Source organism: Castellaniella daejeonensis (genome assembly GCF_039523555.1).
In the GTDB taxonomy this organism is placed as follows: Bacteria; Pseudomonadota; Gammaproteobacteria; order Burkholderiales; family Burkholderiaceae_B; genus Castellaniella; species Castellaniella daejeonensis.
Window position 1 is genome coordinate 128,933 of record NZ_BAAAFN010000009.1, and the last position, 22,957, is coordinate 151,889.

The 22,957-nt window shown below is 66.7% G+C and carries 20 protein-coding genes, 1 tRNA gene, 1 pseudogene and 1 riboswitch; of the genes and pseudogenes, 12 read left to right on the forward strand and 10 right to left on the reverse strand.

Features of this window, described 5'->3' with window-relative positions; genetic code table 11:
* Positions 1-42: 42 nt before the first annotated feature.
* The 4 genes from ABD022_RS06495 (at position 43) to ABD022_RS06510 (ending at position 2,688) form a co-directional block, all read left to right on the forward strand.
* Positions 43-246, forward strand: a complete 204-nt coding sequence (locus tag ABD022_RS06495; RefSeq protein WP_325126619.1) for a hypothetical protein — start codon at positions 43-45, stop codon at positions 244-246.
* A gap of 223 nt (positions 247-469) precedes the next feature.
* Positions 470-1,693, forward strand: a complete 1,224-nt coding sequence (locus ABD022_RS06500) for an AAA family ATPase (protein WP_343820521.1) — start codon at positions 470-472, stop codon at positions 1,691-1,693.
* Positions 1,683-2,294: a DUF4276 family protein gene (locus ABD022_RS06505; RefSeq protein ID WP_343820523.1), complete on the forward strand. Its 612-nt coding sequence runs from the start codon at positions 1,683-1,685 to the stop codon at positions 2,292-2,294. Before ABD022_RS06500 ends, ABD022_RS06505 begins: the two co-directional genes overlap by 11 nt.
* A 55-nt stretch (positions 2,295-2,349) precedes the next feature.
* Positions 2,350-2,688 (forward strand): zinc ribbon domain-containing protein YjdM, encoded by a 339-nt coding sequence (locus tag ABD022_RS06510; RefSeq protein ID WP_325126617.1) that lies wholly within the window; start codon positions 2,350-2,352, stop codon positions 2,686-2,688.
* A gap of 58 nt (positions 2,689-2,746) precedes the next feature.
* Here ABD022_RS06510 and ABD022_RS06515 read toward each other — a convergent pair whose 3' ends face one another.
* Positions 2,747-3,757, reverse strand: coding sequence for a bile acid:sodium symporter family protein (locus ABD022_RS06515; RefSeq protein ID WP_325126820.1), 1,011 nt, complete (start codon positions 3,755-3,757; stop codon positions 2,747-2,749).
* Positions 3,758-3,841: 84 nt separating this feature from the next.
* On the opposite strand from ABD022_RS06515, the gene ABD022_RS06520 reads away from it, so the two are divergent.
* The gene (locus ABD022_RS06520) at positions 3,842-4,717 is read left to right on the forward strand and encodes an AraC family transcriptional regulator (RefSeq protein ID WP_343820524.1); all 876 of its coding nucleotides are present in this window, start codon (positions 3,842-3,844) and stop codon (positions 4,715-4,717) included.
* A 61-nt stretch (positions 4,718-4,778) separates the two neighbouring features.
* Here ABD022_RS06520 and ABD022_RS06525 read toward each other — a convergent pair whose 3' ends face one another.
* The 3 genes from ABD022_RS06525 to metX all read right to left on the reverse strand — a co-directional run bounded on the left by ABD022_RS06525 (position 4,779) and on the right by metX (position 7,974).
* Positions 4,779-6,068 (reverse strand): muropeptide transporter, encoded by a 1,290-nt coding sequence (locus ABD022_RS06525; protein WP_325126612.1) that lies wholly within the window; start codon positions 6,066-6,068, stop codon positions 4,779-4,781.
* Positions 6,065-6,658: a methionine biosynthesis protein MetW gene (gene metW, locus ABD022_RS06530; RefSeq protein ID WP_325126818.1), complete on the reverse strand. Its 594-nt coding sequence runs from the start codon at positions 6,656-6,658 to the stop codon at positions 6,065-6,067. Before metW ends, ABD022_RS06525 begins: the two co-directional genes overlap by 4 nt.
* A 65-nt stretch (positions 6,659-6,723) precedes the next feature.
* Positions 6,724-7,974: a homoserine O-succinyltransferase MetX gene (gene metX, locus ABD022_RS06535; RefSeq protein ID WP_325126610.1), complete on the reverse strand. Its 1,251-nt coding sequence runs from the start codon at positions 7,972-7,974 to the stop codon at positions 6,724-6,726.
* Positions 7,963-8,041: riboswitch (SAM riboswitch) on the reverse strand. Its footprint overlaps the gene before it by 12 nt.
* A 177-nt stretch (positions 8,042-8,218) precedes the next feature.
* Between metX and ABD022_RS06540 the strand changes: the two are divergent.
* Positions 8,219-8,329: pseudogene (locus ABD022_RS06540) on the forward strand (helix-turn-helix domain-containing protein); the annotation flags it as partial.
* Positions 8,330-8,381: 52 nt separating this feature from the next.
* Here ABD022_RS06540 and ABD022_RS06545 read toward each other — a convergent pair.
* Positions 8,382-8,939, reverse strand: coding sequence for a hypothetical protein (locus tag ABD022_RS06545; protein WP_325126832.1), 558 nt, complete (start codon positions 8,937-8,939; stop codon positions 8,382-8,384).
* Between the two features lie 158 nt (positions 8,940-9,097).
* Here ABD022_RS06545 and gshA point away from each other — a divergent pair, with 158 nt between their 5' ends.
* Positions 9,098-10,675: a glutamate--cysteine ligase gene (gshA, locus tag ABD022_RS06550; protein WP_425545203.1), complete on the forward strand. Its 1,578-nt coding sequence runs from the start codon at positions 9,098-9,100 to the stop codon at positions 10,673-10,675.
* A 103-nt stretch (positions 10,676-10,778) separates the two neighbouring features.
* Here the strand turns inward: gshA and ABD022_RS06555 are convergent.
* Positions 10,779-10,853, reverse strand: a tRNA-Arg gene (locus ABD022_RS06555).
* 257 nt (positions 10,854-11,110) lie between these two features.
* Here ABD022_RS06555 and ABD022_RS06560 point away from each other — a divergent pair.
* From ABD022_RS06560 to ABD022_RS06575, 4 genes are all read left to right on the forward strand, one after another.
* Positions 11,111-12,001, forward strand: coding sequence for a c-type cytochrome (locus tag ABD022_RS06560; protein WP_343820528.1), 891 nt, complete (start codon positions 11,111-11,113; stop codon positions 11,999-12,001).
* A 235-nt stretch (positions 12,002-12,236) separates the two neighbouring features.
* The gene (locus tag ABD022_RS06565; protein WP_325125491.1) at positions 12,237-13,238 is read left to right on the forward strand and encodes an NAD(P)H-dependent flavin oxidoreductase; all 1,002 of its coding nucleotides are present in this window, start codon (positions 12,237-12,239) and stop codon (positions 13,236-13,238) included.
* On the forward strand, positions 13,235-13,975 hold the full coding sequence (locus ABD022_RS06570; protein WP_325125489.1) for an enoyl-CoA hydratase/isomerase family protein: 741 nt from the start codon (positions 13,235-13,237) through the stop codon (positions 13,973-13,975). Before ABD022_RS06565 ends, ABD022_RS06570 begins: the two co-directional genes overlap by 4 nt.
* A gap of 147 nt (positions 13,976-14,122) precedes the next feature.
* Positions 14,123-14,356, forward strand: coding sequence for a hypothetical protein (locus ABD022_RS06575; protein ID WP_343820529.1), 234 nt, complete (start codon positions 14,123-14,125; stop codon positions 14,354-14,356).
* A 111-nt stretch (positions 14,357-14,467) separates the two neighbouring features.
* Here the strand turns inward: ABD022_RS06575 and ABD022_RS06580 are convergent, their stop codons facing one another.
* The 3 genes from ABD022_RS06580 to hemE all read right to left on the reverse strand — a co-directional run bounded on the left by ABD022_RS06580 (position 14,468) and on the right by hemE (position 20,325).
* Entirely contained in the window at positions 14,468-16,666 is a 2,199-nt protein-coding gene (locus ABD022_RS06580) for a UvrD-helicase domain-containing protein (protein WP_325125485.1), read from the reverse strand.
* Positions 16,667-16,670: 4 nt separating this feature from the next.
* Positions 16,671-18,824, reverse strand: coding sequence for a primosomal protein N' (locus ABD022_RS06585; RefSeq protein WP_425545204.1), 2,154 nt, complete (start codon positions 18,822-18,824; stop codon positions 16,671-16,673).
* A gap of 430 nt (positions 18,825-19,254) precedes the next feature.
* Positions 19,255-20,325 carry a uroporphyrinogen decarboxylase gene (gene hemE / locus ABD022_RS06590; protein ID WP_325125481.1) on the reverse strand — a complete coding sequence of 357 codons (1,071 nt, stop codon included), beginning with the start codon at positions 20,323-20,325 and terminating at the stop codon, positions 19,255-19,257.
* A 293-nt stretch (positions 20,326-20,618) separates the two neighbouring features.
* Here hemE and ABD022_RS06595 point away from each other — a divergent pair, with 293 nt between their 5' ends.
* The gene (locus ABD022_RS06595) at positions 20,619-21,971 is read left to right on the forward strand and encodes an alanine/glycine:cation symporter family protein (protein WP_325125479.1); all 1,353 of its coding nucleotides are present in this window, start codon (positions 20,619-20,621) and stop codon (positions 21,969-21,971) included.
* A gap of 106 nt (positions 21,972-22,077) precedes the next feature.
* Here ABD022_RS06595 and ABD022_RS06600 read toward each other — a convergent pair whose 3' ends face one another.
* Positions 22,078-22,881, reverse strand: a complete 804-nt coding sequence (locus ABD022_RS06600) for a hypothetical protein (protein WP_343820533.1) — start codon at positions 22,879-22,881, stop codon at positions 22,078-22,080.
* Positions 22,882-22,957: the final 76 nt, after the last annotated feature.

Genomic DNA, 22,957 nt, shown 5'->3' on the forward strand with positions numbered 1-22,957 from the left:
ACCATTTCACCACGCGGCAACCGCGTTCTTACAGGAGCCTTCATGTCCGATTCCGTCGAAAGCGCCGTGGCAGCCGCCACCGGCCTGCAAAACTGGGCCATGATGCAGGAAAAAGACAATCTGCTGCTGCGCAAGGTCCTGGACGGCCAGGCCAACACCATTCTCAGCCTGGTCAATTCGGTGCCCTCGGCCCCGCAGCTGGCCACCAGCGGCATGGTCGGCACGCTGCTGCACACGACCGCCTGATCCGCGACCGCACCGAACGCTCAAAGGGCCTGGTTTCCAGGCCCTTTTCTATTGGCACCCCTCCAAGCTTACCGCCCTATCCACATACCGGCTTGATACACTTCCACTCATCACGCATCCGCTGATCAAAGAGGCAATGACGTACACACGGCATTTGGCCAACGAGGCCAAATCTGCCAAGCGTGTAGCATGAACCTATTCGGCACCCGCCCCTGAGCCCCCCATGGATAAGATAACAGCCCCCCCACGCATCGAATATTTGAAGGTGCGCAACTTTCGTGCCCTCAAGGACATTGAACTGAAGAACCTAACGCCATTGACAGTACTGCTCGGTCCCAATGGTAGTGGTAAGTCCACTTTGTTCGATGTATTCAATTTTCTCTCTGAATGTTTTCAGAATGGCTTGCGACATGCATGGGACCGCCGTGGCCGCGCCCGAGAGTTGAAAACGCGCGGATCCGATGGCCCTGTGGTGATTGAACTCAAGTACCGTGAAAAAAAAGGTACCCCACTTATCACCTACCACCTGTCTATCGACGAAGGTCCGAAGGGGCCATACATCGCCGAGGAATGGCTGGCGTGGAAACGCGGCTCTCATGGGCAACCATTCCGTTTCCTAGACTACCGCCAAGGTAGAGGAAACGTCATCAGTGGCGACATGCCAGAACAGGATGACATCCGACATGACGTCCCATTACGCGCAGCGGATTTGCTCGCCGTAAACACACTTGGACAAATTGCTTCCAATCCACGCGTAGCTGCCTTACGCGATTTCATCACAGATTGGTATGTGTCCTACTTGTCTGTCGAAGACGCTCGCTATCAGCCCGAAGCAGGTCCTAAAGAACGGCTATCCAAGACGGGAGACAACCTAGCCAACGTCATCCAATACCTGAATGAAAGCCACCCTGACCAATTGACCCGCATCATGGAAGTCCTGCGTACACGCATCCCCCGCCTGGAGCGAATCGATGCAATTCCCATGCAGGACGGCCGCCTACTTCTGCAGGTGAAGGATGCTCCCTTTTCAGAACCCGTGATGTCACGTTTCGCATCGGACGGCACGCTGAAAATGCTGGCATATCTGACCGTCCTCTATGATCCTCAGCCGCCCCGCTTCATCGGTATCGAAGAGCCTGAAAATTTTCTGCATCCCATGCTGCTGCCAGAATTGGGGGAGGAGTGTCGTGCTGCGGCAGAGCGTACTCAATTACTGGTAACCACACATTCACCGTTCTTTCTGGATACTTGTCGCCCCAAAGAAGTCCGTGTCCTTTATCGTGATAAAGACGGCTATACCCGCGCACAAGTTGCTAGCGAGATCGAAGGCGTGGAAGCCTTCATGAACCATGGCGCCTCGCTAGGCCGCTTATGGATGGAAGGCCACTTCGGTATAGGTAATCCGCTGCATAACCAGGGAGCACCGGAGGTAACGCGTGGTAGTTGAATCACTTCATATTCTCCTGGAAGAACCATCAATGGAGGAGGCACTAAAAATCCTCCTGCCACGCATCGTACGGCCAGGGATCAATCTGAAATACATCCAATTCGGCGACAAGGGCAATTTGTTAAGAGAGTTGCCGAATCGTTTACGTGGCTACAGACAATGGCTCCCAGAGACGGCTAAGATCATAGTATTGATTGATCGCGATGATGATGACTGCCGCATGCTGAAGCAGCAACTTGAAGGATTTGCTCAACAAGCAGGGTTCACAACCAAATCTGCGCCACATCAAAACGGCAATTTCCAGGTTATCAACCGCATTGCCATTGAAGAATTGGAGGCTTGGTTCTTCGGTGATTGGCGTGCCGTGCAAACAGCCTACCCCAAAATGCCCAATTTATCGGGCAAGGCCCCCTACCGACGACCGGATAGTATTACCGGAGGAACCTGGGAGGCACTAGAGCGGGAGCTCCAAAAACGAGGCTACTTCAGTTCTGGATTGCGCAAGCGCGAACTTGCGCGCACAGTAGCAAAACACATGCAACCGTCCCGCAACACTTCTCCAAGTTTCACCTGCTTTCAGAACGCCTTGACGAGACTATAAGCATATCAATCAAACCGCGGTCCGCTGCCCCGCAGGAACCAGCATAAGGAGGACCATGACCCAGCTTCCCAACTGCCCCCAGTGCAATTCCGAATACACCTATGAAGACGGCGACCACTTCGTCTGCCCCGAATGCGCGCACGAATGGCCACAGGCTGCCGTGGCGGATGTCGAGCAGGCACGCGTCGTCCATGACGCACACGGCAACGTGCTGCAGGACGGCGACACGGTGGTGGTGATCAAGGACCTGAAGGTGAAGGGCTCGTCCTCGGTGGTGAAGGTCGGCACCAAGGTCAAGAACATCCGTCTGGCGGATGGCGATCACGACATCGACTGCAAGATCGACGGCTTCGGCGCGATGGGCCTGAAGTCGGAGTTCGTGAAGAAAGCCTGAGCCGCACCGACCAGGCCCCGGCGGGGTGTGGGGTCGGCGGGCGGGTTAAAAACCCGGATCAGGCTGCCGCGCGCCGCCCGGACGAACCCTGCGCCTGCTGCCCCGACCGCAGATAATGCTGCGCCAGCACCGCGCACACCATCAGCTGGATCTGGTGGAAGATCATCAGCGGCAGCAGCACCGGCCCGATGGCGCCCGCGCTGAACAGCACACCGGCCATGGGCACGCCCGTGGCCATGCTCTTCTTCGAACCGCAGAACACGATCGTGATCTCGTCGGCGCGATTGAACCCCATGCGGCGCGCCGACCAGGTGTTCAGCACCAGCACCAGCGCCAGCAGCACGCAGCAGGCCACCACCAGCCAGGCCAGCGAGACCGGATCCACGGTCTGCCACAGGCCGCCGATGACCGATTCGCTGAATGCCGTGTAGACCACCAGCAGGATCGAGCTCTGGTCCACGCTGGTGACGAGCTTGCGGTGGCTGTCCATCCAGCGGCCGATCACCGGCCGCATCAGGTGGCCTGCCACGAAGGGCAGGAAGATCTGCACGCTGATGCGGCCGATCGCCTGCAGCAGCGAACTGCCGCCCAGGGCGGACGTATCCGCGCCCAGCAGCCATTGCAGCAGCAGGGGGGTGATGACGATGCCGACGATGCTGGACGCCGATGCGGCGCAGACCGCCGCGGGCACATTGCCGCGCGCGATCGACGTGAAGGCGATCGCCGACTGGACCGTGCCGGGCAGCACCGTCAGATAGACGATGCCCACGTAGAGCGGCTCGCCCAGCAAGGGTAGAAGAACCGGCCGGAGCACCCATCCCAGGATGGGGAAAATCACGAATGTCCAGATGAAGATCACGCCGTGCAGTCGCCAGTGCGTGGCGCCTGCGATGATGGCCTGGCGGGAAAGCTTGGCCCCATGCAGGAAGAACAGCAAGGCGATTGCCGCAGCCGTGAGCCATTCGAAGAACACCGCGCCCTGACCGTGGGCAGGCAGGACCGTGGCGGCCGTGACGACCGCGATCAGGATCAGGGTGAAGCGATCGAACAGCAGACGTAATTTCGACATCATGAAAATGGATGCTCCGGCGGTCCGGGGCTCTCGAATAGAAGGTTAAACTGGGCGGGAAGCCATGTTTGGCGGTAAACAGCTATGAAACATTCGCGAACGGACATCCAGGCCACCGCCAGAACCCGTGCAGGGGCCGCCCAACCCGGCAAAACCCCCGGCCACATTGCCGTCCCGGGCTGGCGCGGCGGCCTGCGCCACCTGCCCCGGCCGCTCTACGGGCACATCGACAGCCAGTCGAACATCCTGATCCCCAGGCGCCACAAGCACACCTGGGCGCAGTTGTCCTACGCCACCCAGGGTTTCCTGCAGGTCTGGACACCCAAGGCCCGCTTCGTCGCCCTCTCGCACCGGGCGGTCTGGATCCCGGCCGGGGTCATGCATCAGGTGCGGCAATCGCCGCATACCGTCATTCGCAGCCTGTACCTGGACGCCGCGGCGCTGGGCCTGGACTGGACCGCATGCCGGGTACTGGCCGTCAGCCCCCTGCTGCACGAACTGATCCGGCGCTTCAGCACCCTGCCCATCGAATACGACACCGACGGCCCGGACGGCCGCCTGGCCCGGGTGCTGGCCGACCAGCTGGCCATCAGCCCGGACGCCGGCCTGATCCTGCCCTGGCCCACCGATCCGCGCCTGCAATCCGTGTGCCGCCAGCTGCAGAATCACCCCGACAGCGCTCCGGACCTGGGCTCGTTCAGCCGCAGGCTGGGGGTATCGGAAAAGACACTGACGCGGTTGTTCCAAAGGCAGACGGGCCTGGGATTCCGCCTGTGGCGCCAGCGCGCCCGGCTGGTGCATGCCCTGCCGCTGCTGGAACGCGGGGACCGCATCACCGACGTGGCCCTGGCCTGCGGCTACGACAGCCTGTCGTCCTTCATCGCCGCATTTCGCGCGCACACCGGCGTGACGCCCAGGGCATTCGCCGCCGGCGCCCGGGAAGACGACTTCCCGGCCTAGGGCCGGGCCGCCGGGGTGCTCCGGCGCGGCGGCAAAGCGCCCGGGGCGAAAGCGGCGCGTCTCAGGCCGAAGCGTCCAGTTCCCGCACCCGTCCACGCATCCACCACAGCAGGCCCAGCCCCGGCAGGGCAATCGCCACGGTCAGGACGAAGAAAACCGGCCAGCCGAATGCGCCGACCAGCACCGGCGTCAACGGCCCGGCCAGGTAGGTGCGGCCCACGGCCGACAAGGCCGACAGCAGCGCGAACTGCGTGGCCGAGAACTTCGCCTGGCACAGGGCCATCAGCAGCGCGACGAAAGCGGCCGTGCCCAGACCCCCGCACAGGTTCTCCACTGCCACGACCAGGGCCATGGAATACAGGTGCGGCGGGGTGACCGCCAGCATCCAGTAGCCCAGGTTCGAGACGGCCTGCAGCAGGCCGAAGACCATCAGCGCCCGGTACAGGCCCAGGCGCGTCATCAATGCGCCGCCGGCCAGCGCGCCCACGATGGTGGCGACCAGGCCGAAGACCTTGTTGACCATGCCGACCTCGGAAACGTCGAAGCCGGCGCCCCGGATCAGGAAGGTCGTGGACAAGGCGCCCGCGAACGCATCGCCCAGCTTGTACAGCACGATCAGCAGCAGGATGGCCCAGGCTCCCCGGCGGCCGAAGAACTCCTTCAGCGGCTCGGCCACGGCCTCGCGCAGGGTGCGCGGCGAGCGCACCGCGACTTCCGGCTCCGGTGCCCACAGTGTCGCCAGGGAAGCCAGGGCCATCAGCCCGCCCATCAGCATGTACATGTGTCCCCAGCCCAGCCACTGGTCGGCCAGGATCAGTGCCAGGCCGCCGGACACGACCATGGCCAGCCGGTAGCCCATCACCTTCAGCGCGGCACCCGCGGCACGCTCGTCCTGGCGCAGCACATCGGTGCTGTAGGCATCGAAGGCGATGTCCTGGGTCGCGGAAAGAAAGGCCACCCAGACCGCCAGCAGGGCCAGCACCCGCAGCTCGGATCCCGGGTCGAACAGGCCCATGGCGGCGATCGAGCCAGCCAGCAGCCACTGCGTCAGGAAGACCCAGCCGCGCCGCCGTCCCAACCAGGGGGGTGCGTAACGGTCCACCAGCGGCGCCCAGAGGAATTTCAGCGTATAGGCCGTGCCCGCCAGCGTCAGGAAGCCGATGCTCTGCAGGGAAACCTGGGCCACGGTGGCCCAGGCCTGCAGCGTGCCGGACGTCAGCGCCAGTGGCAGCCCGCTGGCGAAGCCCAGGATCAGCAGCGGGGCCACGCGCCGGCCGCCATAGACCCGCCAGCCCCGCGTCGCCGCGCCGGTGCCGGCCGTATCGGTGCCGGCGCTGCGCGCCTGCGTCATGCGGACCGGCTCCAGGGGGACTCGAACCGATAGACCGCCAGCTGGCTGCGCCAGCCGCGCAGCCAATGGATTTCCTGATCGCCCCGGAACGTCGCCAGGTGCGTCACCCGCAGCTTCAGCCGCGCAGCCAGATCCTGGAAATCCCGCAGGGTGCACAGGTGGATGTTGGGCGTGTCGTACCACTGGTAAGGCATCTGGTCGTTGACCGGCATGCGCCCGCGCAGGATCGACCAGCCGTGGGGCCAGTAGCCGAAATTCGGAAAGGACACGATGCCATAGCGGGCCACGCGCGCCATTTCCCTGAGGATGTGCTCCGTATGGTGCATGGACTGCAGGGTCTGGGACAGCACCACCGTGTCGAACTGCCGGTCGTCGAACAGCGCCAGGCCTTCTTCAAGGTTCTGCTGGATCACGCGCACGCCGCGCCGCACCGCCGCGATCACGTGCTCGTCATCCAGCTCGACCCCCGCCCCGCGCACCTGCCGGATACGCTGCAGGTAGTCCAGCAGCCGGCCATCGCCGCACCCCAGGTCCAGCACCCGGCTGCCCGGTTCGATCCATTCGGCGATCCGCAGCAGATCGATCCGCATCGGCTGGTCCGCGCTCGCGGCCCCGGCCGGTACGGCCTGCTCCGGTATCGTGCCCTGTAATGCCGTCATGCCAGCACCCCCGTGACGCGCCGGCGTTCGCCCAGATCCAGGCGCCGCGCGATGCCGTCGTAATAACCCTGCACCACCGCATGGTAACGCCGGTCGCCCAGCAGGAACGCATCGTGGCCATGGGGGGCGTCGATCTCGGCGTAGGTGACTTCGCGCTGGTTCTTCAGCAGCGCGCGGACGATCTCGCGCGAATGTTCGGGCGCGAAGCGCCAGTCGGTGCTGAAGGACACCAGCAGGAAGCGGGCCTGCGCTGCCGCCAGCGCCCGGGCCAGGTCGCCTCCGTGCGCGCGGGCAGGATCGAAATAATCCAGGGCGCGGGTCAGCAGCAGGTAGGTGTTGGCATCGAAGTAGCGCGAGAATTTTTCCCCCTGGTGGCGCAGATAGGACTCGACCTCGAATTCGACGTCGTAGTTGTAGCGGTAGTCGCCCGACGGACCGGGCGCGCGCTGCGCGCGCCCGAACTTCGAGGCCATGACCTCGTCGGACTGATAGGTGATGTGGCCCACCATGCGCGCCACCGACAGGCCGTTGGCCGGCACCACGCCATGGTCATGGTAATCGCCGCCCCGGAAATCCGGGTCGGTCAGGATGGCGCGGCGGGCAACTTCGTTGAATGCGATGTTCTGCGCCGACAGGCGCGCCGTGCTGGCGATCACGATGCAGTCGCCCACCCGTTCGGGGCAGGTGATCGCCCAGCTGAGGGCCTGCATGCCGCCCAGCGACCCGCCCATCACGGCGGCGAAGCGCTCGATGCCGAAATGATCGGCCACGCGCGCCTGGGCATGCACCCAGTCCTCGACCGTCAGCAGCGGAAACGACGCGCCCCAGGGGCGGCCGGTGGCGGGATTGACCGTGGCCGGCCCCGTGGAGCCGAAGCACGAGCCCAGATTGTTGACGCCGATGACGAAGAACCGGTCGGTGTCCACGGCCTTGCCGGGGCCGACCATATTGTCCCACCAGCCGATCTGCTCCGGCCGTTCGGCGTCCATGCCGGCCACGTGGTGCGACGCATTCAGGGCGTGGCAGATCAGCACCGCATTGCTGCGCGCGGCATTGAGCTCGCCGTAGGTTTCCACCGCCAGGGTGTAGGACGGCAGCACCTGGCCGCTGGACAACGTCAGCGGCTCGGAGAAATGCAGGAATTCGGGGGAGACGAATCCGACGCTGCCTTCCGGTACGGTGCGTGGATCGATGGGCTGAGCGGCCGGCGCGGAGGCGGGCCCGGAAGAAACGGCAGTCGTGGTCATGGGACCTCTTTAGCTGGATTTATGGAGCGCCCGCAAGCGGATCAGGCAAATCGGCGCCAATTCGTTTTTCATTCTAGCATCGCCGCACACCGCGCTGGCAAGGGCCGGCGCACCGCTGCCGGCCCGCCGGAATTAAGGCATATCAGTATTTTCCGGATTCCGTCCCAACAAATCGACAAGCAATGATACATTTGCTCACGTCGGCTTTCATTGAAAAGACAGGAGCAATGGAGGGACGTTCCCCATGAAGCGATTGACCGCGCGTGAACACGACTGCCTTTACTGGGTGGCGCAGGGCAAGACCAGTTGGGAAATCGGATGCATCCTGGGCATCAGCGAACGCACCGTCAATTTCCACATCGCCAATCTCTGCGGCAAACTGGGCGTGCGCACCCGCCAGGCTGCCATCACCGCGGCAATCCGGCTGAACCTGCTGGCCCGGCCTCGCCCGGCCAGCGCAGCGACAGCCAGAAATCATTCACCGGCGCACGCGCATGGTCGTCGGGTTCGGCAATCACCACGGCCTCCAGCCACTCGGTCGCTGTCACCCTGACCTGGGCCTCCACCAGCACCGGTCCTTGAGGCCCCAGCCCCTGGAACGAAAACCGCTGCTCCGGATCGGCAGCCGGATCGGGCAGCCCGGCCCCGGCATTGCGGTACAACGCTTCGACCGCCCAGCGCGCCAGGCGACGCCGAACCGCGGGATCGCTGCCCCAGCCGGGCGGCAGTTCCGCCGATCCGAGCGCGAACAGCACGCCGCCCGCCCGCGCCGAATGCATCGTCAGTTCCAGCGTCTGGCCCTCGAACGACACCGGGCGCGTCTGCGCCTGCGGCGTATCCGGCAGGACACCTGCCGCGCCCTGATGGCCGAAAGCCACCGGCCGCCAATCGAAGGTCGGCGAGCAGGCAGCAAGCAAGGCCAGGCAGCAAGCGGCTGCCAGCATTCTGGACATGCTTCCGAACATGCGCGTCTCCCGACCTTGTCCCGGTCCCGCCCGGCGCCCTCGCGGCGGCGGGCGCCCGTCGGCCGCATTGTACGTCCCCATGATCGGTACCGGCGATCAGGAACGAGCCGCCGATGCAGCTAAAATCCCTTCTATTCAGACCAACCCGGTACCCATTCATCATGAGCCTGGCCTCGGAAAGGCGCGTCCATCTGGCGGCGCAACCTGAATTGTTGCGCGCCATCCGGCGCGGGATCGAAAAAGAAGGCCTGCGGGTGGACGCGTCGGGGAACCTGGCCGCGACACCGCACCCGCCCGCCCTGGGATCGGCGCTGACCAACCCCCGCATCACCACGGACTATTCCGAATCCCTGCTGGAACTCATCACCCGTCCCCTGCCCGACGCCGATGCGCTGGTCGCGGAACTGACCGACATCCACAGCTTCGTCGCCCTGCGCAATCCCGGTGAACCGATCTGGAACCAGTCCATGCCGGCGCACCTGCCGCCGGAAGCCGACATCCCCGTCGCCTGGTACGGCACGTCCAACACCGGCATGCTCAAGCACGTCTACCGCCTGGGCCTGGCCTGGCGCTACGGCAAGGTCATGCAATGCATTGCCGGCGTGCACTACAACTTCTCGCTGCCCGAGGCCGCCTGGGACCTGCTGGCCGACGGCGACTCGCCGCAGGAACGCCGCAACATCGGCTACATGGCCCTGATCCGCAACTTCACGCGCCACGCCTGGCTGCTGATGTACCTGTTCGGAGCCTCGCCCGCCGTATCCCGCAGCTTCCTGCAGCATGCCGGCTACGAAGCCCGGCTCACGCAGATCAGCCCGGACACCTACTGCATGCCCTGGGCCACCAGCCTGCGCATGAGCGACCTGGGCTACAAGAACCCGATCCAGTCCGACCTGCAGCTCTGCTACAACGACCTGGGCACCTTCACAGCCCGCATCCACCGGGCCGTCACCACCCCGTGGCCGGCGTACGAGGCCATGGGCACCCACCGCGACGGCCGGCGCATCCAGCTGAACACCAACATCCTGCAGATCGAGAACGAATACTATTCCAGCATCCGGCCCAAGCAGATCACGGGCCGCTGCGAACGGCCCAACACCGTGTTGCGCCAGCGCGGCATCCAGTACATCGAAGTACGCTGCATGGACATCGATCCCTGGGCGCCGGCCGGCATCGCGGCCGAGACCAGCCGGTTCCTGGACGCCTTCCTGCTGTACTGCGCCGTCGAGGAAAGCCCGCTCTTCCCCCCGCCGGGCTTCTGCCAGGAAAGCCAGGACAACTTCGCCCTGGTTTCCCGCGAAGGCCGCCGCCCCGGCCTGCTGCTGCAACGGGAAGGCTGTGCCGTCAGCCTGCGCGACTGGGCAGACGAAGCCCTGGACCGGATCGAGCCCTATGCCCGGCTGCTGGACGCGCATTCCGGCGATGGCGGCCACATGGCCGCCCTGGATGCGCAACGCGCCAAGGCCCGCGACCCGCAAGCCACGCCCTCGGCCCGCCTGCTGGCCGCCTTGCGCGACGAAGGCCTGGAATTCCACGACTGGACCCTGGCGCAAAGCCGCGGCCACTGGGATTTCCTGCACGCGCGCGGGCTGCCGCCCGACACCCTGGCGGCCTACGATGCGCAGGCCCGCGAATCCATCGCCGAGCAGGCCGCCATCGAGGCAGCGGACACGATTTCCTTCGAGGACTACGTGGCCCGGTTCCACGCGGCGCTGGGACCCGATCCGGTGCGCTGAGGCCGGCCGGATCCGGCGCGTGCCCGGCGTGGCCGGGCGCGGCGCACGGCCACGGAACGCACGGCCATGAAAAATGCCCAGCCAAGGCTGGGCATTGAGCAGGTGGCGCGCCCGACAGGAATCGAACCTGTATCAGAAGCTTCGGAAACTTCCATTCTATCCATTGAACTACAGGCGCGTAGTCTGCCGGCGCTGGGCCGGCGAGTGTGCCTGGTCGCGGCCGAACGAGGCCTGCGCAGGCACCCATGCCATTGCAGCATGGGGACGCCATTGTAGCGTGTTTGCGCATCCCCTGCTGGCCCGCCCCATGCCATCCGCCGCGGATCGCCTGCGTTTCCGCGAAGGCCGGGCGCCCACGTGCCATGCAGCCGCCCAGGCCAGTCGCTATAATCGACGGTTGAAGCCTGTAACACGAACGATTACCAGGATCCCATCATGAGTCTCCCCGAACACGCCAACGGACACGAAAGCGCCATCAAGACACCGCGTCAGCTGCTGATCACCGTCATCCTGGCCTTCCTGATCCCGATCGCGATCATCATCCTGCTGGTCAACCTGGTCGGTGCATCCATCCGCACGGGTGCGGGGTCCGACGGCCAATCGGAAGAAGCCATCGCGCGGCGCATCCAGCCCGTGGCCGGCTTCAAGCTGGTCGACGCCAACGCGCCCAAGGTCTTCAAGACCGGCGAACAGGTCTTCCAGTCCACCTGTTCGGCCTGCCACGGCACGGGGGTCGCCGGCGCGCCGAAATTCGGCGACAAGGACGCCTGGGCCAAATACATCAAGCAAGGCTACGAAGACCTCGTCAAGAACGCCATCCACGGCATCGGCGCCATGCCCCCGAAGGGCGGCAACGCCTCGCTGGACGACTTCGAAGTCGCGCGCGCCGTGGTCTACATGACCAACCAGTCGGGCGCCAATTTCGACGAACCCAAGGAACCGGCTGCCGGCGACGCCGCCCAGCCCCAGGCAGCCGCCGCGCCAGCCGCCCCCGCCCCGGCAGCAGCCGCGGCCCCGGAACCCAAGGCCGCCCAGCCTGCAGCCCAGGCCGAATCGCAGCCCGCCCAGGCATCCGCCTCGGCCGGCAACACCGTCGGCGAAAAGCTCTACCAGTCCGTCTGCATCACCTGCCACTCCATCGGCCTGGCGGGCGCGCCCAAGTTCGGCGACAAGGCTTCCTGGGAACCCTTCATCAAGACGGGCCTGGACACCATGCTGAAGCACGCCATCTCCGGCGTGGGCGCCATGCCCCCGCGCGGCGGCTCGCAGGCTTCCGACGAAGAACTCAAGGCCGCCATCCAGTACATGGTGGACGCCGCCAAATAAGCTTCCGGCGCATATCGCCACGGCCGCCTGCTGCGCGGCCCCACGCCCCGGCCCGCGCGCCGGGGTTTTCGTTTCCGGCTGGCGGCGCCGCGGCGCTCTCAGTGTATCCACCCTATTTTCAAACAATCGTTTGATTTAGAATGGGGCACCACCCGGCGGATCAGCCGGGGCTCGTCCGCCCGGGCCGTCGCCGGCAGACGGCCTACCAGCCGTCCCGGCCCCCAAGGGCGGCTTCATGCTTACGCGGGAGACCCATCTCATGCCTCACCCCATCGTCACGGCGCTGCACCAATCCATGACGCTGCCCGTCATGGCGGCGCCCATGTTCATCGTCTCGAATCCCGAACTGGTGATCGCCCAGTGCGCCAGCGGCATCATCGGCTCGATGCCGGCGCTCAATGCGCGTCCCCAGGAAAAGCTGGGCGAATGGCTGACGCAGATCGAAACCAGCCTGGCCGCCCTGCGCGCCGCCGACCCCGAACGGCCGGTGCCGCCCTACGCCATCAACCACATCATCCACCAGTCCAACGACCGGCTCCAGCACGACCTGGAAGTCTGCGCCGAACACCGCGTGCCGCTGATCATCACCAGCCTGCGCGCGCCGAACCAGGTGGTGGACGCGGTGCATGCCTGGGGCGGCAAGGTCTTCCACGACGTGACCACGCTGCGCCACGCACAAAAGGCGCTCGACGCGGGCGTCGACGGGCTGATCCTGGTATGCGCCGGGGCTGGCGGGCACGCTGGCACGCTGTCGCCCTTTGCCCTGCTGGGCGAAGTCCGGCGCATCTTCGACGGGCCGATCTGCCTGTCGGGCGCCATCAGCCGCGGGCAGGACGTGCTGGCCGCGCGCGCGATGGGCGCCGACTTCGCCTACGTGGGCACGCGCTTCATCGCCAGCACCGAGGCCAACGCCCAGCCCGAATACAAGCAGATGATCGTCGACACGGCCGCCGCCGACATCGTCTACACCCCGTACTTCACCGGCATCCCCGGCAACTACCTGAAGCCCTGCGTGCGCAACATCGGCCTGGACCCCGACAACCTGCCGGCCGCCCAGGGCACGAATTTCGGCAGCGACAGCAAGAAAGCCTGGCGCGACATCTGGGGCGCCGGCCAGGGCGTGGGCAACATCGACAGCGTGCAGTCCACCGCCGACATCGTGGCCCGCCTGCGCGACGAATACCGCGAGGCCGCCCAGGCACTGCGCGACAGCTTCGTCGAAGAGGTGCGCGCATGATCCGCACCGAACAGCAGGGCGCCGTCCTGGAAATCCTCATCGACCGGCCGGAACGGCGCAACGCGCTGACCGACGCCATGTACCGCGACATCGAGCGTGCCCTGCGCGAGGCCGATGCGGATCCCGCCTGCGCGGCCGTGATCCTGCACGGCGCAGGGGGCCATTTCACCGCGGGCAACGACCTGGCCGAATTCCAGATGCCCCAGGACAGCCGCGACGTGGGCTCGATCGCCTTCCTGCACACCCTGGCATCGGTCGATGTCCCGGTGATCGCCGCCGTCCGTGGCCAGGCGGTGGGCGTGGGCGTCACGCTGCTGCAGCACTGCGATTTCGCCTACGCGGCCCCCGACGCGGTGTTCCGGCTGCCCTTCGTGCCCCTGGGCCTGTGCCCGGAAGGGGCCTCCAGCCTGCTGCTGCCCCGGCTCGCGGGCGACCGGCGGGCGGCCCGCTGGCTGCTGCAGGCCGAACCATTCGGCGCCGACGACGCCCTGGCAGGCCAGTTGCTGACCGCCGTGACGGACGACCCGCTGGCTGCGGCGCGCGCCTGCGCCCAGTCGCTGGCCGCCCAGCCGATCCAGGCCGTGCGATCCAGCAAGCGCCTGCTGCGCGGCCCGCTGCGCGCCCAGGTCCACCAGGTCCTGGATGCGGAAGCCGCCGTGTTCTTCGAACGGCTGAAGTCCCCCGAGGCCCAGGCGGCCTTCCGGGAATTCTTCCAGCGCAAGGCTGCCTCAAGGTAAAAAAGGGATTTCCAAGGGCCGCTTGTTGTTTTTCGGCAGCGTTTTCCGGCTCTCATCTTTTGTTAGGGTTTTCCCCTATCTTTATCCTAGGGTTTACCCTATACTGACTCCTGTTGAAATCTGAAGCTTCTGAAACAGGAGTCAGTCATGTACGCCAAGCAAACCCCGAATCTGCTGTCCGACGCCCTTGAACGCGCCTACAGCCGCTCTCTTCTCGACACCACCCGGCAGCAGCCCCTGCAGCTGGGCAAGTCCATCCGTGGACTGGGCCGTGCCATTGGCCGCGCCACCGTCGCCACCGGCCGCTTCATCGCCAGCGTGATCAACGCCCAGGCCGAAGCCCGCGCCCGCGACATGCGCTACAGCCGCACGCCCTGGTAATCCCGCCCGCAGGCGCCCAAGCGCCTGCGCGAGCCATACCGATCGCCGCAAAGCCCCGTCCTGAGACAGGACGGGGCTTTGCATTTCCGGCACGCCCGGGCCAGGCTACGGTCAGCGTTTCAGCAGGGCTTTAAGCCGGTCCAGCGTCCGGTCCGGATCGGTATCGCCGACCGGCCGGGGCGCTTCGGCCTGCAGGCCCATTTCCGCGATGAAGCGCGAAGGCTCGCAGATCGTGTCCTCGCGCCCGCGCCGCCGTTTGCGGCACCAGCTGATCCGCAACGTGCGCTGGGCGCGCGTGATGCCCACGTACATCAGGCGACGCTCTTCCTCGATGCGCCGCGCGCGGGCAGCCACGGCGGCTTCGCTGACGTCTCCCTCGTCATCGCCGCCCCGGTGCGGCAGCAGGCCTTCCTCGACTCCAATCAGGTAGACGTGCGGGTATTCCAGGCCCTTGGACGCATGCAGGGTCGAGAGCTTCACCGCGTCGGGCTCTTCATCGTCGGCGCGCTCCAGCATCGTGACCAGGGCCACATGCTGGACCAGTTCCAGCAGGGTCATGTCGTCCTCGTCCGCCTTGCGCTTGAGCCATTCCAGCAGTTCGAGCACATTGGCCCAGCGGGACTGGGCCTGGCGTTCGTCCAGCGTATCGTACAGGTGGCGCTCGTAGTTCATGGCCGCCAGCAGATCGTCCAGCACCCGGGCGGCATCGTCGCCGCGCAGGCCGTCGATGCCCGTGGCGGCGCCCGCCAGTCCCGCGGGCGTTGCTTCGGCCACCGCCTGGCCGCCAACCGCCGCGTCAGCCGCATCGAAGGCCGGAGGATCGGGGTCGAAGGCCAGCAGGTCGCCCTGGACGGCCGTTCCCGGCAGGGGCGGCACCGCGCCTCCGCGCCGCGATGCGCGCGCCCGGAAATGATCCACCAGGCGGACAAAGTCGCGCACGGCCTCGCGCTGCCGGGCCGACGGCAGCACGGCCTCGGACACATCGGCCGCCACCGCGTGCAGGGACACGCCGCGCCGGGCGGCCTCGGCTCCCAGGGCCTGCAGGGTGCCCTGCCCGATGCCGCGCCGCGGCGTCGTGGCCGCGCGGATGAAGGCGGGATCCTCGTCTTCGTTGGCGATCAGCCGCAGCCAGGCCAGCACGTCGCGGATCTCGGCCTTGTCGAAAAAGCTCTGTCCGCCCGAAACCGTATAGGGTATCCGCAAGGTACGCAGGGCCTGCTCCATGACCCGCGCCTGGTGATTGCCCCGGTACAGCACGGCGAAATCCTTCCATTGGGCCTGGCGCTCGAAGCGCGCCGCCGACAGGCGCATGGCGATCGACTCGGCCTCGGCCAGGTCGGAATCCATGGGCGTGACCACGATGGGCTCGCCCGTGCCCAGGTCCGACCACAGGGTCTTGTCGAAGGTCTTGGGGTTGTGGCCGATCACCCGGTTGGCCGCCTCCAGGATCGTCTGGACCGAGCGGTAGTTCTGTTCCAGCTTGATCAGCCGCAGCGAAGGATAGTCGCGCGCCAGCTGGGCCAGGTTTTCCACCGTGGCGCCCCGCCAGGCATAGATCGCCTGGTCATCGTCGCCCACCGCCGTGAACATGGCCCGGTCTCCGCACAGCATGCGCACCAGCTGGTACTGGCAGGCGTTGGTGTCCTGGTATTCATCCACCAGCAGGTACTGGACCCGCGCCTGCCAGCGCGCGCGCAGGGCCTCGTCGGCCGCCAGCATCTGCGCGGGCAGGCGGATCAGGTCGTCGAAATCCACCGACTGGTAGGCCCGCAGGGTGGCCTCGTAGCTGCGGTAGACGCGCACGGCCTCGGCCTCGTCGGGCCCCTGGGCCACGCGTGCCGCGCCGTCCGGATCCAGCAAGGCGTTCTTCCACAGGGAAATCGTCTGCTGCACGGCCCGCAGGCGGGCACGGTCGGTCGTGGCCAGCAGTTCCTGGACGATGCCCTGAGCGTCGGTGGCGTCCAGGATCGAAAAACCGCGCTTCAGGCCCGCACCAGCGTATTCCTCGCGCAGGAAACGCAGCCCCAGCGAATGGAAGGTGCCCACGGTCAACCCGCGCAGCAGCCTGGGATCCACCAGGGTGCGGACCCGCTCGTTCATTTCACGCGCCGCCTTGTTGGTGAAAGTCAGCGCCACCACGTGGCGGGCCTGATAGCCGCACTCGCGCAGCAGATAGGCCATTTTCTGGGTGATGACGCGGGTCTTGCCGCTGCCCGCGCCCGCCAGCACCAGGCACGGGCCGTCCAGGTAGAGCACCGCCTCGCGCTGGCGGGCGTTCAGGCCTTGCGGCAGAGTGGATCCCGGGGCCACGGCTTCAGATCTCCTGGGGATCGACCTCGATCCCCCAGTGCTGGACGGCGCCCCGGGCCAGTTCGTCCAGCCCCGGCAGCAGCGTCCGCAGCAGCCGGTGCAGCGCGCCGCGCCCATCCGACTCGAACAGCAGCTGGGCGCGCTCCACCCGTGCCACGCGCACGATGCGCAGCGGCACGGGATCGTGCAGTCTGACACCCGCGGACTCGGGCAGAGACTGCGCCCGGGCACGCGCGGCTTCCAGGAAATCCAGCGCATCGCGCACCCGGACCGCCTGGGCCGTCAGCAGGGCCTGGCTGGAAAACGGCGGCAGCCCGAGATCACGGCGTTCTTCCAGGGCATAAGCGGCAAAACGCGCGTAGTCGTGCCGCAGCAAGGCCTGGTAGACCGCCTGGTCGGGATAATCCGTCTGCACGATCACCTGCGCACCCCCCTGGCGCCGGCCGGCCCGGCCGGCCACCTGCATCAGTTGCGCGAACAGCCGCTCGGGCGCGCGGAAATCCTGCGAGAACAGCATGGCATCGGCGTTCAGCACGCCCACCAGCCCCAGGCGCGCGAAATCGTGCCCCTTGGACACCATCTGCGTTCCGACCAGGATATCGGCCTCGCCGGCGTGCGCCCTGGCGAACAGGGCCTCGGCGCTGCCCTTCAGGCGGGTGGCATCGGCATCGATGCGCAGGATGCGCGCGCCGGAAAAGCGTTCCGCCAGGAATTCCTCGACCCGCTGCGTGCCCCGCCCCATGGGCTGGATGTCGGGATCGCCGCAATCGGGGCAGGCGCGCGGCACCGGCATGGCATCGCCGCAGTGGTGGCATTGCAGCACGTGCCGTCCGCCCAGGCGGTGCAGCACCATGTGCGCCGTGCAGCGCCGGCACTGGCTGACCCAGGCGCAGGACACGCAGCGCAGCACCGGGGCATAGCCGCGCCGGTTGATGAACACCAGGCTTTGCTCGCCTTGCGCCAGCCGGGCTTCCAGCGCATCCAGCAGTTGGGGCGTGAAACCCTGCTCCAGCCGGGCGCGGCGCGTGTCCACCAGGCGGATTTCCGGCAATGGCTGGGCCTGGGCGCGTTCCGGCAGGGACAGCAGCCGGTAGTCCCCATCCAGCGCATGGCGCCAGGTTTCCAGGGACGGCGTGGCCGAACCCAGCACCACCGGGATGCCCAGGTCGTGACCACGCCACACCGCCAGGTCGCGCGCCGAATAGCGCAGGCCGTCCTGCTGCTTGTAGGATGCGTCGTGCTCCTCGTCGACCACGATCAGCCCCAGGCGGGGCATGGGCGTGAACAGGGCCAGGCGCGTGCCCAGCAGGATATCGGCCTGGCCGCGCGAAGCCCGCAGCCAGGCACGCAGGCGTTCGCCCTCGGACAGGCGGCTGTGGATCACGGCCAGCCGGTCGCCCAGGCGTTCGCGCACGCTGTGTTCCAGCTGCGGAGTGAGATTGATTTCGGGCACCAGCAGCAGCGCCTGCCGTCCCGCCGCGATCACCTGCCGCGCCAACCGCAGGTAAAGCTCGGTCTTGCCGCTGCCCGTCACGCCATGCAGCAGCGCCACGCCGTTGCCGGCGGCCAGCAGATCCCGCAGTCCTGCCAGGGCGCGGGCCTGGGCATCGGTCAGGACGGGGCCGGCATCGTCCGGCGCGGCGGCATCCCCTGGTTCGAGCGGCGCGGCAACACCGGGCTGGCCAGCGCCCTTGCGCGCGCGGGCGGCGCGCGTCGCCCCGGGCCGCCGATCGGCCCGGCACACGGGGCCGCCCGCCGATCGGGCCCCGGTATAGGCGGCCGGCCGTCGCAGAGATGGCGGCAACACCGGCAGCAGCACTTCGCCCAGCGGCCGGTGGTAATAATGGGCGGCAAATTCCGCCAGCCGCAGCCAGTCGGCCGGCATGGGCGGCAGGTCGTCGAGCACCGCCTCGATCGGCCGCACGCGATCCGCGTCCACGCCCGGCTCAGCGCGGACCGCCCACACCATGCCCACCATGGCCCGGCGGCCGAACATCACCCGCACGCGCACACCAGGCGCCACCGGCCGGTCATGCGAATAATCGAACAGGCCGGGCAGGGGCACATCCAGCGCCACGGCCAGGTAGACCGGCGTCTGGGCCCCGGCGGGCGCATCGGGCACCGGAACGGCGTCCGCGACCGGATCGCCGGATGCCATGATCCGCCCCGAAGCCGCATCCGCCGGGCGTTTCAGCGGCATGGCCGCCCCGCCGCAGCCCCGTTGCGCCCGGCCTGTGGATAACTTTGTGGAGAATCGCAGTGCAAAGGAGCCAACATCAAGCCGCTCAAATGGTCAAGTCTCTCAATGCTTTCCACAATAAGAGAATTTTCTTATTTAAAACAACGATTTGCGCAACATAGCAAGAATCATTCTGGAATGTTCAGCGTAAACCCTGATGCTCGTCATTTTTGTGCATAAGCACAAAAATCGCGGAGCCGCCACAAGCCGCATCATGCGTGGTTTTCCACTTCAAACAGCCCGGCCCAAGCCGTTTTCCGGACCGGTGAAGGCGAAAAACCCCGATCCGCCAGGGGTCTGGAATACCCTGCTTTCGCCCCGCCGTTTCCTGCGCGCCAGATACCCCGGTTCAACCCGGATGATACGCGCGGCTGGCGGCGTGGACTTCTTCGACCAGGACGGACACCGCCTCGGGCGGCGTGTGCTGGGAAATCCCGTGTCCCAGGTTGAAGACATGGCCGCCGGCCCCGACCGGGCCGAAATCGGCCAGCACGCGCCGGACTTCGGCGCGGATGGCCGCATCGCCGCCGAACAGGGTCATGGGATCCAGGTTGCCCTGCAGCGCGACCCGGTCGCCGACCCGGCGGCGGGCAGCGGCCAGATTGGCCGTCCAGTCGAGCCCGACGGCGTCGCAACCCGCGGCGGCGATGTCCTCGATCCACTGCCCCCCGCCCTTGGTGAAGACGATGACCGGCACGCGCCGGCCTTCGCGTTCGCGGACCAGGCCGTCCAGCACCTGGCGGGTGTAGGCCAGCGAGAACTGCTGGAACAGGCCGTCGGCCAGCACCCCGCCCCAGCTGTCGAACACCATCACGGCCTGGGCGCCCGCCTGGATCTGGGCGTTCAGGTAGGCCTGCACGGCCTGGGCGTTGACCGACAGGATGCGATGCAGCAAATCGGGCCGCCGGTACAGCAGCGTCTTGATTTCACGGTAATCGGAACTGCCCGCGCCTTCGACCATGTAGCAGGCCAGGGTCCAGGGGCTGCCGGAAAACCCGATCAGCGGCACCGCGCCCGCAAGCTCGCGGCGGATCAGCGCAACCGCGTCGAACACATAGCGCAGGCGGTCGAGGTCAGGCACCTGCAGGGCCTGGATGGCGGCCTCGTCGCGCAGGGGGCGCTCGAAGCGCGGGCCTTCGCCGGCGACGAACTGCAGGCCCAGCCCCATCGCGTCGGGCACCGTGAGGATGTCGGAAAACAGGATGGCCGCGTCCAGATCGAAACGCCGCAGCGGCTGCAGCGTGACTTCACAGGCATATTCCGGATTCTGGGCCAGCCCCATGAAGGATCCGGCCTGCGCCCGGGTCTGGTTGTATTCGGGCAGGTAGCGCCCGGCCTGGCGCATCATCCACAGCGGAGTATAGGGCACAGGCTGGCGCAGCAGGGCGCGCAGGAAGGTGTCGTTTTTCAGTTCGGGCACAGCGGATCCTAGGAGAACGGCACGGGATCCGATGTGCGGGTGTCCACCACGGATCCGGGAAATCGTCCGTGCGGGGACGTTGCAGGGATTTTACCCGGCCTGGGGAATCGGGGCTGACACCCCGCCCGGGAAGTCTCTCAGACCCCGTCCCGGACATCATCGTTTTCCCTAAACCCCGCCTTTTTCCCGCCAGGATAGAAATTTTTACTGTTTAGACCCGAATTTCAGGTGTTTTACCTAAAACCCTGATGTTAGCATTCGGAAAATTTCTACATTGGAGGGTGTCGTCAATCATGGAATCCCTGAATCAACTCGTCAACCAGATCAACGGCCTGGTCTGGGGGCCGCCGATGCTGGTCCTCATCCTGGGCACCGGTTTCTTCCTGATGGTGCTCCTGAAGCTGATGCCGCTGCGGCGCATCGGCACGGGTTTCACGATGATCTGGCGCGGCCGCCACCGGGGCGATACCGCCACCGGTGAAATCAGCCCGTTCGAAGCGCTGATGACTTGCCTGGCGGCCACCGTCGGCACCGGGAACATTGCCGGGGTCGCCACCGCCATCGCCGTCGGCGGCCCGGGCGCCCTGTTCTGGATGTGGTGCACGGCCCTGGTCGGCATGGCCACCAAGTACTGCGAAGTCGTGCTCGCCGTCCATTTCCGTGAAAAGGACGACCGCGGCGAACACGCGGGCGGCCCCATGTACGCCATCAAGAACGGCCTCGGCCGCAAATGGCTGTGGCTGGGCGTGGCCTTTGCCATCTTCGGCGGCTTCGCCGGCTTCGGCATCGGCAACATGGTCCAGGTCAACAGCATGGCCCAGGCCCTGGAATCGACTTTCTCCATCCCGCTGTGGGTGACGGGCGTGGTCACCATGGTCCTGATCGGCCTGGTGGTGCTGGGCGGCATCAAGCGCATCGGCGCCGTCGCCGCGTCCCTGGTGCCGTTCATGTGCGTGGCCTACGTGCTGGCCGGACTGGTCGTGCTGATCATCAACGCCGAGCGCATCCCCGAATCCCTGGGCCTGATCTTCACGCACGCCTTCTCGCCCATCGCCGCCACCGGCGGTTTCGCGGGCGCCGCCGTCATGGCCGCAATCCGCTACGGCGTGGCACGCGGGATCTTCTCCAACGAGGCCGGTCTGGGCTCCGCCGGGATCGCCCAGGCGGCCGGCACCACCACCAATGCCGTGCAATCGGGCCTGATCGGCATGATGGGCACGTTCATCGACACCATCATCATCTGCAGCATCACCGGCCTGGCCATCGTGTGCTCGGGCGTCTGGAGCAGCGGGGCCAGCGGGGCCGCCCTGTCGGCCAGCGCCTTCGAGGTCTCCATGCCGGGCATCGGCGGGGCCATCCTGACCCTGTCGCTGGTGGTGTTCGCCTTCACCACCATCCTGGGCTGGAGCTACTACGGCGAAAAGTGCTGGGAATTCCTGCTGGGCACGAAATCGACCCTGCCCTACCGCATCGTGTGGGTGCTGGTGATTCCCTTTGGCGCCATCAGCCAGCTGGACTTCGCCTGGCTGCTGGCCGACACGCTGAACGGCCTGATGGCGCTGCCCAACCTGATCTCGCTGATCCTGCTCAGCCCGCTGGTGGTGAAGCTGACGCGGGAATATTTCCAGGCACAGGGCAACCGGTAAGCCTGACCCGCGCGTCCGGCCATACATTTCGGGCGGCCCGCCGCCCGGGGCAGCCGGATCAGCCAGGGCATGGAACCGTCCCCCAGGGGCGATTCCATGCCCTGTTTCATTCAGGGGCAGCCGTGCGTCGGTAAGGCGCGGGATCGATGTCGTGCTTGCGCATCAGCGCCCAGAATGCACGCCGGTGCTTCTGGGCCATGCGCGCCGCCAGCGTGATGTTGCCCGCATACCGCCCCAGGGCTGCGCGAATGTAGGCGCGCTCGAACCGGGCGACCACCTGGCACTTGGCGGCACGGAAGGATTCCCGCGACGTGGCCCGCTGCATGGCCACGGCCACCGCATAGGCTTCCAACTCGCTGCCGGAGCGGTCCAGGATCGTGTCGCAGAGATGGATCTCGGATTCGGTGACGGGGGGTTCGGGCATGCCGGACCGCACCGGATGCGCGCACTGCCCCGCCGGCCCGGAACCGGCCAGGCCGGCGCCATAGGCCGGCACGTGCTCGGAAATGCGGGCGGGCGCCAGCCGATTCAGGGCATGGTCCAGGCGGGCGCGCAGTTCTTCGGGACAGAAGGGCGGCCGCACGAAATCGGCCGCCCCCAGCGCCATCAGGTCGCGCACCGCCTGGGCCCGGAGACCGACCGCATAGATCAGCAGCACCGCCGGCAGGCGGCCCGCCAGGGCGGCCAGGGCGGTGCGCCAGTCGCGGATCGAGGATTCGTCCACATACAGCAGCCCGGCATCGTAGCGGCCCCGCGCCATGGCGGGATCGGCCAGCGCATCGGCCGCCGAACCGTGCGTCTGCTGCGGGATGTGCAACATCAGCCGCCCGCCCAGGTGGGGGCCGCGCAGGGCGCCTGCCCAGTCTTCCCTGCCCGGCGCCAGCACCGCGCAATCCAGTCGTTCCCGCATGTCGACTCTCCTGTTCGTATGGAAGGGACAGGATAGGAAAACGGTTGCGGGGCGGATAGTCGCAAAGATACCCCGG

Bases quoted from the DNA above. Each gene is read 5' to 3' on its own strand.
- ABD022_RS06495 (WP_325126619.1), top strand. From the start codon at position 43: ATGTCCGATTCCGTCGAAAGCGCCGTGGCAGCCGCCACCGGCCTGCAA.
- ABD022_RS06500 (WP_343820521.1), top strand. From the start codon at position 470: ATGGATAAGATAACAGCCCCCCCACGCATCGAATATTTGAAGGTGCGC.
- ABD022_RS06510 (WP_325126617.1), top strand. From the start codon at position 2,350: ATGACCCAGCTTCCCAACTGCCCCCAGTGCAATTCCGAATACACCTAT.
- ABD022_RS06515 (WP_325126820.1), bottom strand. From the start codon at position 3,757: ATGTCGAAATTACGTCTGCTGTTCGATCGCTTCACCCTGATCCTGATC.
- ABD022_RS06520 (WP_343820524.1), top strand. From the start codon at position 3,842: ATGAAACATTCGCGAACGGACATCCAGGCCACCGCCAGAACCCGTGCA.
- ABD022_RS06525 (WP_325126612.1), bottom strand. From the start codon at position 6,068: ATGACGCAGGCGCGCAGCGCCGGCACCGATACGGCCGGCACCGGCGCG.
- metW (WP_325126818.1), bottom strand. From the start codon at position 6,658: ATGCGGATCGATCTGCTGCGGATCGCCGAATGGATCGAACCGGGCAGC.
- metX (WP_325126610.1), bottom strand. From the start codon at position 7,974: ATGACCACGACTGCCGTTTCTTCCGGGCCCGCCTCCGCGCCGGCCGCT.
- ABD022_RS06545 (WP_325126832.1), bottom strand. From the start codon at position 8,939: ATGTTCGGAAGCATGTCCAGAATGCTGGCAGCCGCTTGCTGCCTGGCC.
- ABD022_RS06560 (WP_343820528.1), top strand. From the start codon at position 11,111: ATGAGTCTCCCCGAACACGCCAACGGACACGAAAGCGCCATCAAGACA.
- ABD022_RS06565 (WP_325125491.1), top strand. From the start codon at position 12,237: ATGCTTACGCGGGAGACCCATCTCATGCCTCACCCCATCGTCACGGCG.
- ABD022_RS06570 (WP_325125489.1), top strand. From the start codon at position 13,235: ATGATCCGCACCGAACAGCAGGGCGCCGTCCTGGAAATCCTCATCGAC.
- ABD022_RS06575 (WP_343820529.1), top strand. From the start codon at position 14,123: ATGTACGCCAAGCAAACCCCGAATCTGCTGTCCGACGCCCTTGAACGC.
- ABD022_RS06585 (WP_425545204.1), bottom strand. From the start codon at position 18,824: ATGGCATCCGGCGATCCGGTCGCGGACGCCGTTCCGGTGCCCGATGCG.
- ABD022_RS06595 (WP_325125479.1), top strand. From the start codon at position 20,619: ATGGAATCCCTGAATCAACTCGTCAACCAGATCAACGGCCTGGTCTGG.
- ABD022_RS06600 (WP_343820533.1), bottom strand. From the start codon at position 22,881: ATGCGGGAACGACTGGATTGCGCGGTGCTGGCGCCGGGCAGGGAAGAC.